This window comes from Caldisericia bacterium, from assembly GCA_030018355.1.
Taxonomy (GTDB): Bacteria; Caldisericota; Caldisericia; order B22-G15; family B22-G15; genus JAAYUH01.
In genome coordinates, this window is the sequence record JASEFN010000006.1 from 1 (window position 1) to 13,258 (window position 13,258).

The window sequence follows — 13,258 nt, forward strand, 5'->3', positions numbered from 1 at the left end:
CGCTAATGAGAATAATAGAATTGGATCTATTTCCATTTTTACAAGAAGCCTATATTGCATCAAAAGCAATATCTGATTTACCTATAAAATATAGAACTTCTGAAAAAATCAAACCTGTTGAATTAACAAAATATGAAGAAAGTATGGCAGAAGATCTTGGAAAAAGAGTTGGGGGTTCAAAAGATACTGGAGAAGCAATAGCAATTGCCTTGAGATTGAAAATTGATAAATGTATTGTTGGTGAAAAATTTAATAGAGTATTCCAAAATATAAATATATATTCTTATGAAAGGTTGGGGTGATTATTATGAAATTTTTAATTGGAGGAATTTCGCCTCATCCTCCATTGTTAATTCCTGAAATAGGTGGATCTGAAAGAAAATATGTAAAAAAAACTGATGAAAGTTTATTAATTCTTGCTGAAAAAATTTTAAATGAAAACATAGAAACAGTAGTTTTTATGTCTCCCCACTCTCCCTTTTTAAAGGGTGGAATAACAATTTACTCTAGTGAAACTCTATATGGTGATTTTTCACAATTTGGAGTAAGTGAGGTTTCTTTTAAATATAAAAATGATTTGGAATTGGTAAATGAAATAGTAAATAAAGGTAAAGAATTTAGTATAAAATTTTATAAATTACCACCTGATTACCCACTTGATCATGGAGTTTTAGTTCCTTTATATTATCTTGATAAATTAAAAAGTTATGAATTTAAAATTGTTGTTATGAGTCAACATTTCACACTTGAAAGAGAGAAATTTTATCTTTTTAAAAATATTTTTGATGATATTGATCTTCCAGAAAAAAAGGTTGCTTTTATTGCATCTGGAGATATGTCTCATAGGTTACTTGCTTCAGGTCCTTATGGATTTCATCCAAGTGGTCCTAAATTTGATAATTTAGTAATTGATGCAATAAAAAATGAAAATTTTAATGATTTAATTTCTATACCAGAAGAATTAATTGAAGAAGCGGGCGAGTGTGGATATAGATCAATTTTAACACTTTTTACTCTTCTCCCTTTTAATGAATATAAAGCAGAGGTTTTATCATATGAAGGTCCTTTTGGTGTTGGATATTTAGTTGCAATTGTTGAAAGGAGAGATTATGCATAAACTTGTTAAATTAGCAAAAAATAGCGTTGAACTTTATGTAAAAGAAAGAAAAATATTTGTTCCAGATTTAGATGAATATAAAGAGTATTTAAATGTTAGGAAAGGAGCATTTGTAACAATACATAAAGGCAAAGATTTAAGAGGATGTATTGGTACATATCTTCCAACAAGAGAAAATGTAATTGAAGAAATTGTTTACAATGCAATATCTGCAGCAACAGAAGATCCACGTTTTGATCCTGTGTCACCTAAAGAACTTGATGAATTAACTTATTCTGTAGATTTACTTGAAGAACCACAAGAAGTAAAAGATTTAAGTGAACTTGATCCACAAATTTATGGTGTTATAGTTGTTAAGGGATTTAGAAGAGGACTTCTTTTGCCACAAATTGAGGGAGTTGATAGTGTTGAAGAGCAGTTAAGAATAGCTAAAATAAAGGCTGGGATACATCCATTAGATAAAGATGTAAAAATATATAAATTTAAAGTCACAAGATTTTTCTAATTTATGGATAAAAAAGATATAATTTTTATGAAAGTTGCCTTATATGAGGCAAAGAAAGCATATTCTAAAGGTGAAATCCCAGTTGGTGCAGTTATAGTAAAAAATGGTAAAGTAATATCAAAAGCGCATAATTTAAAAGAAAAAAATAAAGATTCAACCTCTCATGCTGAAATAAATGCAATAAGATTAGCAACAAATAAATTAAATGATTGGAGATTGAATGATTGTGAGATATATATCACAAAAGAACCCTGTATAATGTGTGCAGGAGCAATTATTGAATCAAGAATAAGAAGAGTTATTTTTGGTTTTTATGATAAAGAGAGTGGAGCATTTGGCGGAAAAATAAATATTTTAAATTTTATTAATGCTAAAATTATTATAGAGAATGGAATTCTTGAAAGAGAGTGTTTTGAAATATTTAAAAGTTTTTTTGATATTTTACGGAGAGGTGGCTGAGTGGTCTAAAGCGCCTGCCTCGAAAGCAGGAAAGCGGATTTATTTCCGCTTCGCGGGTTCAAATCCCGCCCTCTCCGCCATGCTAAAGGAGGATTTACTATGAGACCATTTGTATTAGTTGTTGACATGATTCATGATTTTGTATATGGAAAGTTTAAAAATGAGAGAGCAATTAAAATAATTCCAAATATTAAAAAACTTCTTGATATAGCAAGAGAAAAAAAGATACCTATAATTTATCTTAAGGATTCACATGAAAAAGGTGATCCTGAAGAGAGTTTATGGGGTGAACATGCATTAAAAGATACAAAAGGAAGTGAGATAATTGATGAATTAAAACCAAAAAGTGATGATTATATAATTTTAAAAAGAACATATTCTGGATTTTTTAAAACAGATCTTGATTTACTTTTAAAAAAACTTGAGACTGACACTGCTTTTGTTGTCGGAATTTCAACAGATATTTGTGTTCAAAATAATGTAGGAGAGTTATTTTATAGAGGATTTACTACTTTTGTTTTAAAAGATTGTACTGCATCAATTAGTGAAGAGAATCACGAGTCTGCATTAAATTATATGAAAAATATCTTTAATGCAAAAATTATATCACTTGATGAGGCACTAAAACTTCTTGAGGAGGTAAAATGAAAATATTTAGAGTTCCAACAGAAGAGGAGATAAAACAAGGACTTTGTACAGATGCTTATTTTGTTAGAACAGAGGAAGTTTTAAAAGGTTTAAATGACCAAACAGAAGTAACAATGGAACTTATGACAAAAAAGTTTCCAGATAAAAATTATGCTTTTGGTGTTCTTGCAGGTCTTTATGAAGTTGCAAAACTACTTGAAGGATTACCTCTTGATGTTGATGCTATGGAAGAAGGAGATTTTTTCTTTCCAGAAGAGCCTGTTTTAAATATAACTGGTAAATATATCGATTTTGTAAGATATGAAACATCAATATTAGGTTTTATCTGTTCATATTCAGGTATAGCATCAAAAGCAATAAGAGTGAGAATTGCTGCAAAAAATAAAATAGTTTTATCATTCGGAACAAGAAGACAACATCCATTTCTTGCTCCAACAATTGAATATGCTACTTACATTGCTGGTTTTGATGGTGTATCTAATGTTATAGGAGCAAAATATATTGGAAAAGAAGCTGTTGGAACTATGCCACATGCTTTAATTCTTGTCCTTGGTGATAATAAAAAAGCATTTAAAAGTTTTGATGATATTGTTGATAAAAAAATTCCAAGAATATGTTTAATAGATACATCAGGTTCACCTATGACAGAACTTGAAGATGCTTTGAGTGTTTTAGGTAAAAATTTAAAAGGTGTAAGAATTGATTCTGGAAATTTAAAAGCAATTGGAAGAGAAATTAGATGGTATTTGAATTTGAAAGGCAGAAGCGATGTTTTAATTTATTTTAGTGGTGGATTAGATGAATATTCAATAATTGAATTAAACGATGTTGGAGATGGGTTTGGTGTCGGAACAAAAATTGCTGATGCAGATGTAATAGATTTTGCATTGAAAATAATTGAAGTTAATGGAACTCCAAGAGCAAAAGTTGGAAATTACCCTGGAAAAAAACAAGTTTTAAGAAATGAAAAATTTGAAGATATTGTTACTCTCTATGGGAATAAAAAAGAGGGATATAAAGAACTTTTAAAACCACTCATAAGGAGTGGTAAAATTGTAAGGGAGATACCTGATCCAGATACTGTAAGAAAAAGAGTTCTCGAAAATCTATCTAAATTACCAGATTATTTAAAAACAATAGTTGGAGAGGTAAAATATCCTGTCAAAATGATACCTAATTTAGTATAATTATATATGGAACCTGGAAGAAGAGGTGGTCGCAGTTAACCTATTAAGTAGGTTAACTGAGGAAAGTCCAGGCTCCATGGGCAAGAGTGCTGAACGCAAGTTCAGCGGGAGTAATCCCGGGAAAGTGTCACAGAAACAACACCGCCAGAATCTTAATGGTTCTGGTAAGGGTGAAAAAGTGTGGTAAGAGCACACTATGGAGTCAGGTGACTGACTCCATGGACAAACCCCACTCGGAGCAAGGTCGAATAGGAGAACTTTGCCCAAATGAATTAAGTTCTCGGGTAGACCGCTTAGATAGATGACCACCTTAAACACAGAACCTGGCTTATCTTCTTCCAGGTTCCAATTACATTCCTTTAAATGCCATCTCTATTGCATTATCAATAGATTTTTGTAATATTTCTGGTAAACCCTCAATTTTTATATTTAAGAATCCCCTTAAAATTAATGATATAGCGTCATCCTCTTTTATACCCCTTGACATAAGATATTCAATTTCATCTCTTGCAATTTTACCCACGATTGCTTCATGGCTCATTTCAACATCTCTGACCTCTGAAGATAGTTCTGGAATAGTTATAATTTCTCCGGTATCTTTTAACATTATTCCATTACACTCCATATGTGCCTTTATATTTTTACCTTTTCCAATTAGAGAACCTTTTGATATTATTTTACCTCCATCACTTATAACTCTACTAACTATCTCACCACTTGTTTCATCAGCATTTAAGAAAATTTTTCCTCCAATATTTAAAAAAGAATCTTCATCTGCCATGAGAATTGAATATAATTTTGCTTTTGCTCTTTTACCAACAAGATAGACAATTGGTTCACTTTGAGTGCTTTTAACTTTTTTTAATGAAACATAATTTGATATAAATACTCCGTCTTCATCAACAATAGCAGCACTTCTTGGTCTGACAACAACATTTGGTGCCCAATCGTGAATCATAGTAAATGAAATTTTTGCACCTTTTTTAACATAAAATTCAGTTATTGCAATATGAGATCCACTATCAGAGTATGTAGCGGCTGCACATCCATTTATTAAATTTAACTCAGAATTTTCTTCTGCAATAACAATATTATGAACAAGTTGAGAAAAGCCGCTCTTTTTTATTAAAAAACATGTTTGAATTGGAAAACGGGTTTTTACATTAGGTAATGTTCTTATAAAAAATCCAGTAGCACCTTTTCTTGCAACAAGTCTTGTATAAGCATCCTTATTTTTATCAACAATTTTAAAAACATAATTGTTTAATTCTGGAAACTTTTGAATTGCTTCATTAAGAGGTAAAATTTGTACTCCTTCTTGTTTTAAACTAATATTATAAACACCCTTATTTACAAATAAAAAAGAACCAATTCTATTTTTTTCCTCTAAATCAACTCCAACTCTTAAAAGTTTTTCAATATCTTCTTTTTTTAATTCATCATTTATGTTAGACATCTCTCACATCCTTTAAACCCGTTTTCTTTAATATTTCTCAATATTTCATTGGGATTTCCTTCACATATAATTTTTCCATTTAACAATACATAACCTCTATCAACTTCTATAAACTCCAATATCCCTCCAGTATGAGTAATTATAACTCCTGATTTTTTTCTATTTATAATATTTAAATCTTTTTGAAGTAGTTTATTCATTGTCTTACCAATTGTTTTAATATTTTCAAGATCAACTCCTGATTCTGGTTCATCAAAAATCATAAAATCAGGATTTTGTGCAATTAGTTGAATTAATTCTGATCTTTTTAATTCTCCTCCAGAAAAGTTATAATTTATATCTCTATCAATTAATTCATTTAACTTCAAAATATCAATATAATCTTTATAATTTCCATCCTTCGAAATAATTTCTAAAATTTTTTTAAATTTAACACCTTTAATCGAAGGAGGTTTCTGAAACAAGACTCCAATTCCAAGTTTTGCTCTTTCATCAATTGTTAGGCCATTTAATGTTCTCTCTTTAAAAATTATTTCACCACTTTTGATTTTATATCCACTAAATCCAAGAATTGTTAAAATTAAAGTTGTTTTACCGCTTCCATTTGGTCCAAAAATTGCAATAGTTTCGCCTTCTTTAATTGAAAGGTTAATTCCTTTCAAAATTTCCTTTCCATCAACTTCAACATAAAGATCCTTTATTCTTAATATCTCTTTTTTCTCCATAATCACCTTTATAAATTATAACGCAAATATTATAATTTAAATAAATTTTTTAACATGAGGTGTGTAATATGTATGAAGTTGAAGAAAAAGCAAAGAGAGCCTTTTTAACAAAAGTTAAATTAGGAGAATTAAATACTGAAATTAAAAATAGTGTTTTAAATTTAATGGCAGAGGCATTGATTAAAAATAAAGAAAAAATTTTAGAAGAGAATAAAAAAGATTTAGTAAAAGGTGAAGAGAAGGGTCTTTCTAAGTCTCTTCTTGATAGATTACTTTTAAATGAAAATAGAATTTTTAGTATGGTTCAAGGAATAAAAGATGTTGTTTCTCTTCCTGATCCAGTTGGTGAAATTGTTGAAGGTACAACAAGGCCAAATGGTCTACTTATAATTAAAAAAAGAGTACCTCTTGGAGTTATTGGAATGATTTATGAAGCAAGACCAAATGTTACAGTAGATGCTATCACATTATGCTTAAAAAGTGGAAATGCAATTATTTTAAGAGGTGGAAGTGAAGCATTTAACTCAAATCTTATTCTTTATAAAATTTTAAGTGAAGTTGCATATAAAAATGGAATTCCAAATGGTGCAATTCAAATGATAGAAAATACAGATAGAAAAGAAGTTGAAATTATGTTTAATCTTATTGACTACATTGATGTAATAATTCCAAGAGGAAGCAAAACTTTCATTGATTTTGTAAAAAGAAACTCAAGAGTACCAGTTATTGAAACTGGTGCAGGTGTTGTTCATATTTATATAGATAAAGATTTTGATTTAGAAATGGCTAAAAAAATTGTTGTAAATGCAAAGGTTCAAAAACCATCCGTTTGTAATGCAGTTGAAAAACTTTTATTTCATAAAGATGTATCTAAAGAGGCTATAATAGAAATTTTAGATGAATTGAGGAAAAATAATGTAGAAATAATAGGAGATAAGTTTATTTACTCAATTTATAAAGAATCAAAACTCGCGACAGAAGAAGATTGGGATACAGAATACCTTGACTTAAAAATTACAGTTGGAATAGTTGAAGATATTGATGAAGCAATTGAACACATTAATAAACATAGTACACATCATTCAGAGACTATAATATCAAGAAATTATGAAAATATAATTAAGTTTTTAAATTTAGTTGATTCTGCCTGTGTTTATGCTAATGCTTCTACAAGATTTTCAGATGGTGGAGAATTTGGATTAGGTGCAGAAATTGGAATTTCAACTCAAAAATTGCACACAAGAGGTCCTATGGGGTTAAGAGAATTAACTTCAATAAAATATATTATTTTTGGTTCAGGACAAATTAGAAAATAATTTATTTGTGCTAAACTAAATTTGATAGAAAATTTAAGGAGGTTTGAAATGAGAATAGGGTTTTTTGGTGCAGGAAAAATGGGTGAAGCAATTTTAGGAGGTTTATTAAAAAAGGGTTTTAAAAAGGAAGATATTTTTATATCTGAAATTGTTCAAGATAGATTAAATTATATAAAAGAGAAATATGGTGTTCAAGGTTCAACGAAAAGTGTAGATGCATTTAATTTTGGTGATATTTTGATTTCTGCTGTAAAGCCACAAAACATAAAAGATTTATCAGAAGAACTTAAAGAATACAACTTTAATGAAAAAATTTTCCTCTCAATTATGGCTGGAATAAAAATTGAAAAAATTTTAGAGTCATTTAAAGTAAAAAAAGTTGTAAGAACAATGCCAAATATAAATGCACAAATTGGTGAAGCAATAACTTTATGGACAGATGTTGGTTTAAATGAAACTGAAAAAGAGTTTGTAAGAAAAATTTTATCTTCATTTGGTGAAGAAATTTATGTATCAAAAGAAGAACATATTGATATTGGAACATCAATTAGTGGTTCAGGCCCTGCCTATGTTTTTTATTTCCTCGATGCATTGATTGATGCAGGAGTTTATCTTGGACTTGCAAGAGATGTTTCTGAAAAACTTTCAATTCAAACTATTTTAGGTTCAATTTTGTTAAAAAAAGCAACTCAAAAAGAGGCTCATGAGTTAATTCATATGGTTACATCCCCAGGAGGAACTACAATTGAAGCACTTTATAAATTTGATGAGAATAGATTGAAATATACTATTATGAGTGGAGTTATTGAAGCATATAAAAAGAGTAAAGCACTTGGTGAAACCAAAAAATAAATTTTAAAAGTGATAATGGTAATTATGTTATAAATTTAAGGAGATTTAGATGTATGAAAACATAAAGATTAAAAAAGTAATTGAAAGGAATTTAAAAGAGTGGGAAGGAAAAGGAGCAACAATTCTTTTTCTTAGTGGGTGTAATTTTAGATGTCCATATTGTAATCAAAAAGATTTAATATTAAATCAATCTTCTCTGCCAGATATACCTTATGAAGATATAAGAAGTTTTTTGGTCTCTAATAAAAAATGGATTGAAGTTGTAGTTATAAGTGGTGGAGAACCATTTTTAAATAATTCTCTTTTGCCACTACTTCAAGATTTAAAAAAACTTGGTTTTTTAACAAAAGTTTTATCAAATGGAACAAATGAACTATTAATAAGAAAAATTCTCCCAACTAAATTAATTGATTTAATTTCAATAGATATTAAAGCACCACTTAATGAAATGAAATATAAAGAGGTTACAAAAGTAAATATCGATTTAAGGAATATAAAAAATTTACTTCTATTTTTAAAGAATAGTTCTTTTAATTATGAAATTTCAGTTACCCCCCATCCAAAGACAATGAGTGAGGAAGATTTTGAAGAGATTATTGATAATATTGGAAATGTTAAAAGGTTTGCAATAAGAAAAATAGATAAAGGAGATTTCTTAGATGAAAACTTTAAAAAATATGAAATTTATTCAGATGAAGTCATCAATATGTTATATTTAAAGGCAAAAAGGTATCTTAAAGACTCAACTGTCAGAATTATCTAAAATGTTACAAATGTGTCTGACACCATTGTAACATTTTTATGAAGACTATATTAAATAGAGAGGTTGAATTAAAGTTAAATAATTATTTAGAGATATTATTAAAAGCACCTAAGAAAATTCCTTTGATGTGTGAATTAGACAAAGATAAAATTTATAAAAAATACATAGAAGAAGCATATTATTATGTAGATTTTATTGAAAAAGGAGATAATGTTTTAGATTTAGGTAGTGGTGCAGGCTTTCCTGGAATTCCCTTATCAATAATTTTTCCTAATTCTAATTTTTATTTAGTTGATAGAAAATTTAATGTTTGTATCTTTCTTCGACAAATTAAAAAAGAATTAAATTTAAATAATGTTTTTATTATGAATTTAATGGCAGAGGAGTTAAAAAAGATAAATTTAAGATATAATAAAATAGTTGCAAGAGCATTTAATAGAGTAAATTTTATTTTAAATCTTGCAAATGATCTATTAATAAAAGATGGTCTTGTTATTCTTGGGAAAGGAAAAGACGTGGCTAAAGAAATAAATTCTTTAAATAACAAAAACTTTGTGTTGTTTGAAAAAAAAGCAACAAATTTTGGCTTTTTACTTATCTTTAAAAAAATTAGTTAATTTCCTTTTATCTTTATAATAAATCTCTTAATTTTTCAAGCCCCCTGTGGATTAAAGATTTTACTGTGCCCTCTTTTTTTCCTAATATTTCACATATTTCTTTAATCTCTTTCTTTTCAAAGAATCGTAACATAATCACCTCTTGGTATTTAATTGGAAGTTTATTAATTTTATCTTGAATTTCTAAAAAATCTACATATTTTTTTAATTTTTCTTGAGCCTCTAAAAATTCTTTCTCTGGGTTGTGTAAAACGATTGGTTCAAACCCTTTTTCATCTTTTAATTTTTCTAATGATATATAATGTTTATTTTTTCTATAATAATTTACAATCTCATTATTTGCAATTCTATACAGCCAAGCACTAAACGATATATTTTGCCATTTAAATTTATTTAATTTTTTTAATGCATTAAAAAAAGTCTCTGAAGTTATATCTTGAGCAATTTCAATATTAGCAACTCTTTTTAAAATATAATTAAAAATTTTTGAATAATACTCTTCATATAATTTTGTGAATATCTCTGGATTCTTTTGAGCTTGTTTAATTAATTTTTTTTCTTCTTTTAAATCCATATAATTTTTCTCCTTTTATATTGTAATTTTAATATCACTTTTAATAGAAAATAAGGGTATTATTTTAAGATAACCAACCCAAATTTGGGTTGGTTATCTTAAAAAACAATAAACAATAAATAAATTTTTAAGGTATAGGTTTTAAATCAATTTCTTGATTTGTAAGTATAATAGGTCCTGGTTCTGATACTTGTTTTTTAGTGAGATTAACTATAACTTTAATTTCACATGACTCATTATCTGTAGATTCATGATTTATAAATGTAAAAATTACAATTGCAAATTTATCAGCCCCTTCTTTGGGTTTAGCTATAATAACTCCATTTTCTTCATCTAAATAAAGTTCAGATGGAGGAAGGTATTTCACCTCAGTTATATATTTAGGAAACTTAATAATAAAGTTTTGTACAATTGGATAATTTTTTGCAATTTCAATTGCTTGTTTTTCTTCATCATTAGTTAAAGTTGAGGAGAAAATATTTGAGTTGATAGTTTCAACACGTTTTCCTTTCAAATCTATTATTACTAACATATTCATAATGAAACTATTATATTGATTATTACCATTTATATCTACTTGATACAAAATAATTGAATGTGTTGATAATTTAGAATAAGTTGGAGGTTCAGGAATATTTCCTTCTTTAATTGTTAATAATACATATGCTTTCTCATCTTTTACTTTTATATCTTTAATTTCTAAATTATATTCTTTTATAGTTTCTTGTAATTGAATATTATTTTTTATAATTTCTAATGCTTTTGCTATTTGATATTTAGGTTCAAAATAGGCAAATATCATTATAGCGACAATGATAAATACTCCTATTCCACTAATAATTAATCTTTTTAACCATAATTGAGTTCTTTTGATAGTTGATTTCTTAAGTTTTTCTCCAAAAATTAATAATGACAATTTAAGCCTTTGCTTGTGGGTTTGTAGTTCAATTTCTGGAACCACCATATTTTCTAATTTTTCAATTAAATCCTTTTTTTCCATGTTATTAATACCTCCTTTCTTTTTAACCTTAATATTAGTTTTGATCATTTCTATAGTTATGGAGTTTGTAATTATAACGCATTTAATTAAAAAAGGTTGCATTTTTAATAATTTTTACATATATTAAAATTTATTCCATAATATTTTTTTAACCCATTTATATGTCCTTGGTTAGAAAATTGTGTCCATTCTTTAAAAAATCTTTAGAGTATATTTCTTATTTTAAAAATACAAGATAATTATCTTATTATCATATAATGTCTCTATTTTCATCAAATATCTTTTCCCAAAAATTTAAAATTTATTCTATAGGAGGAAATTTCTAACCTTAAAGAGATAAACATTGACTAATTTATAAGATCTTATAAAATTAATTTATTGAGGTCGGGGCGTGGCGCAGGTTGGCTAGCGCACCAGCATGGGGTGCTGGGGGTCACTGGTTCAAGTCCAGTCGCCCCGACCATTATAATTTTCAAAACCTTTTCGGGATATGGCCCAGTTTGGAAGGGCGCTTGGTTCGGGACCAAGAGGTCGTGGGTTCAAATCCCACTATCCCGACCAGAAAGGAAAGAAATGGATAAAAGGATACCATTACTTTTTGCATTAAAAAATTATATTGACAAAAAAAGACCTGCTTTTCATATGCCTGGTCACCACAGAGGGAAAGGAATACATAAATATTTAAAAGAATTGTGGGGAGAAAATATATTTTTATTTGATATCACAGAAGTTGAAGGTTTAGATTACCTTCATAAACCAGAAGGAGTTATTCGAGAAGCACAAGAACTTGCTGCAAAGGCATTTGGTGCTAAAAAAACATTCTTTTTAATAAATGGAAGTACAGTTGGTAATCTTGTTATGCTTGTTTCAACACTTAACCCTAAAGATAAAGTTATTTTACAAAGAAATTCTCATAGATCAATAATTGGAGGTCTTGCAGTTTTTGATTTAATTCCTATTTACATTCAATCTGAAATTCATGAAAAAACAGGTATTCCATGGGGAATAAAACCAGAAAAATATGAAGAAGTTGTTAAAAATAATAGTGCGAAAGTCTCTTTCATTACTTCACCAAACTATTATGGAATGTGTGAAAATATTGAAGAAATACTTAAAATTGGAAGAAAGTATAACCAAATTATGCTTTTAGACGAAGCCCATGGTGTTCATTTTCCATTTAATCAAAAACTCCCAAAAAGTGGAATAAGTTTAGGATATGATATAATAGTTCAATCAGCCCATAAAACTTTGCCTTCATTGACTCAAACATCTTTTTTACATATCAATAGCGATAATATTGATATGGATAGAGTTTTTGATGCATTAACCTTTCTTGAATCTTCCTCTCCAAGTTATCTTTTTATGGTATCTCTTGATGTGGTAAGATTCCAAATGGAAACTGAAGGTGAAAAAATTTGGAATGAAATTTTAGAATTAGCAGAATATGCAAGAGATGAAATAAATAAAATTGATGGATTATATTGCTTTGGAAAAGAAATTTTAAATGATGGAATATATGATCTTGATTTAACAAAAATTACAGTAAATACAAAAAACATAGGTCTTACTGGATTTGAAGTTGAAGAGATTTTAAACAAAGAATATAACATTGAAATTGAACTTTCAGATTCATACAACATTCTTTTATTTTTAACTCCTGGAATTACAAAAGAAGAAGTTGATATCCTTATTAATGCACTTAAGGATATATCAATTAAGAAAAGAAAAAATCCAATAGTTAATGATTTTGTTACTCCTGAACTTCCCCCAATTGCTGCTACTCCAAAAGAAGCATACTTAAGAGAGAAAGAGATTATAGAATTAAAAAATGCAAAAGGTAGAATTTCAGGAAAAATTGTTTCTGCTTATCCTCCAGGTCTTCCAATTCTAGTACCAGGAGAAATTATTACTGAAAACATATTAAATTATCTTTTTGATTTAAAGAGTAAAGGAGCAAATCTCCAAGGCTTTATGGATAAAGAATATAACTTTATAAAAGTATTAAAATAGTATATAATAAAAAATGTTGGCCTTTATAG

15 protein-coding genes, 3 tRNA genes and 1 other RNA gene are annotated in these 13,258 nt (G+C 27.9%); 15 read left to right on the forward strand and 4 right to left on the reverse strand.

All coding sequences use genetic code 11. From position 1 onward, the window contains the following. The 8 genes from QMD25_06320 to rnpB all read left to right on the forward strand — a co-directional run. On the forward strand, positions 1-302 hold a 302-nt coding region (locus QMD25_06320; GenBank protein ID MDI6861600.1), incomplete at its 5' end, for a hypothetical protein. A gap of 5 nt (positions 303-307) precedes the next feature. Then, entirely contained in the window at positions 308-1,117 is an 810-nt protein-coding gene (locus QMD25_06325) for a class III extradiol dioxygenase subunit B-like domain-containing protein (protein ID MDI6861601.1), read from the forward strand. Then, on the forward strand, positions 1,110-1,622 hold the full coding sequence (gene amrA, locus QMD25_06330; GenBank protein ID MDI6861602.1) for an AmmeMemoRadiSam system protein A: 513 nt from the start codon (positions 1,110-1,112) through the stop codon (positions 1,620-1,622). Before QMD25_06325 ends, amrA begins: the two co-directional genes overlap by 8 nt. Positions 1,623-1,625: 3 nt before the next feature. Then, the gene (locus tag QMD25_06335) at positions 1,626-2,081 is read left to right on the forward strand and encodes a nucleoside deaminase (protein MDI6861603.1); all 456 of its coding nucleotides are present in this window, start codon (positions 1,626-1,628) and stop codon (positions 2,079-2,081) included. Further along, positions 2,068-2,161 (forward strand) — tRNA-Ser (locus QMD25_06340). Before QMD25_06335 ends, QMD25_06340 begins: the two co-directional genes overlap by 14 nt. 19 nt (positions 2,162-2,180) lie before the next feature. Continuing rightward, the gene (locus QMD25_06345) at positions 2,181-2,729 is read left to right on the forward strand and encodes an isochorismatase family cysteine hydrolase (GenBank protein ID MDI6861604.1); all 549 of its coding nucleotides are present in this window, start codon (positions 2,181-2,183) and stop codon (positions 2,727-2,729) included. Beyond that, positions 2,726-3,916, forward strand: coding sequence for a nicotinate phosphoribosyltransferase (locus QMD25_06350; protein ID MDI6861605.1), 1,191 nt, complete (start codon positions 2,726-2,728; stop codon positions 3,914-3,916). Before QMD25_06345 ends, QMD25_06350 begins: the two co-directional genes overlap by 4 nt. 13 nt (positions 3,917-3,929) lie before the next feature. Next, an RNA gene (gene rnpB / locus QMD25_06355) (RNase P RNA component class A) lies at positions 3,930-4,262 on the forward strand. Between the two features lie 3 nt (positions 4,263-4,265). Here the strand turns inward: rnpB and QMD25_06360 are convergent. Continuing rightward, positions 4,266-5,372, reverse strand: coding sequence for a SufD family Fe-S cluster assembly protein (locus tag QMD25_06360; GenBank protein ID MDI6861606.1), 1,107 nt, complete (start codon positions 5,370-5,372; stop codon positions 4,266-4,268). Beyond that, entirely contained in the window at positions 5,360-6,097 is a 738-nt protein-coding gene (locus QMD25_06365; protein MDI6861607.1) for an ATP-binding cassette domain-containing protein, read from the reverse strand. Before QMD25_06365 ends, QMD25_06360 begins: the two co-directional genes overlap by 13 nt. 68 nt (positions 6,098-6,165) lie before the next feature. Here QMD25_06365 and QMD25_06370 point away from each other — a divergent pair, with 68 nt between their 5' ends. Genes QMD25_06370 through rsmG form a run of 4 tightly spaced genes read left to right on the forward strand, consistent with a single transcriptional unit; the run spans position 6,166 to position 9,645 of the window. Beyond that, entirely contained in the window at positions 6,166-7,413 is a 1,248-nt protein-coding gene (locus QMD25_06370) for a glutamate-5-semialdehyde dehydrogenase (GenBank protein ID MDI6861608.1), read from the forward strand. 48 nt (positions 7,414-7,461) lie between these two features. Next, positions 7,462-8,265, forward strand: coding sequence for a pyrroline-5-carboxylate reductase (gene proC / locus QMD25_06375; GenBank protein MDI6861609.1), 804 nt, complete (start codon positions 7,462-7,464; stop codon positions 8,263-8,265). Positions 8,266-8,314: 49 nt separating this feature from the next. Then, complete coding sequence (locus tag QMD25_06380; protein MDI6861610.1) at positions 8,315-9,028, forward strand: radical SAM protein; 714 nt, start codon at positions 8,315-8,317, stop codon at positions 9,026-9,028. Between the two features lie 38 nt (positions 9,029-9,066). Beyond that, complete coding sequence (gene rsmG, locus QMD25_06385; GenBank protein ID MDI6861611.1) at positions 9,067-9,645, forward strand: 16S rRNA (guanine(527)-N(7))-methyltransferase RsmG; 579 nt, start codon at positions 9,067-9,069, stop codon at positions 9,643-9,645. Between the two features lie 13 nt (positions 9,646-9,658). On the opposite strand, the gene QMD25_06390 is transcribed toward rsmG, so the two are convergent. Beyond that, positions 9,659-10,219 (reverse strand): RNA polymerase sigma factor, encoded by a 561-nt coding sequence (locus QMD25_06390; GenBank protein MDI6861612.1) that lies wholly within the window; start codon positions 10,217-10,219, stop codon positions 9,659-9,661. 127 nt (positions 10,220-10,346) lie between these two features. Next, positions 10,347-11,219, reverse strand: a complete 873-nt coding sequence (locus QMD25_06395) for a hypothetical protein (protein ID MDI6861613.1) — start codon at positions 11,217-11,219, stop codon at positions 10,347-10,349. Between the two features lie 385 nt (positions 11,220-11,604). On the opposite strand from QMD25_06395, the gene QMD25_06400 reads away from it, so the two are divergent. The 3 genes from QMD25_06400 (at position 11,605) to QMD25_06410 (ending at position 13,229) form a co-directional block, all read left to right on the forward strand. Then, positions 11,605-11,682 (forward strand) — tRNA-Pro (locus tag QMD25_06400). Positions 11,683-11,703: 21 nt separating this feature from the next. Next, positions 11,704-11,780 (forward strand) — tRNA-Pro (locus tag QMD25_06405). Between the two features lie 12 nt (positions 11,781-11,792). Next, positions 11,793-13,229, forward strand: coding sequence for an aminotransferase class V-fold PLP-dependent enzyme (locus QMD25_06410; protein MDI6861614.1), 1,437 nt, complete (start codon positions 11,793-11,795; stop codon positions 13,227-13,229). Positions 13,230-13,258: the final 29 nt, after the last annotated feature.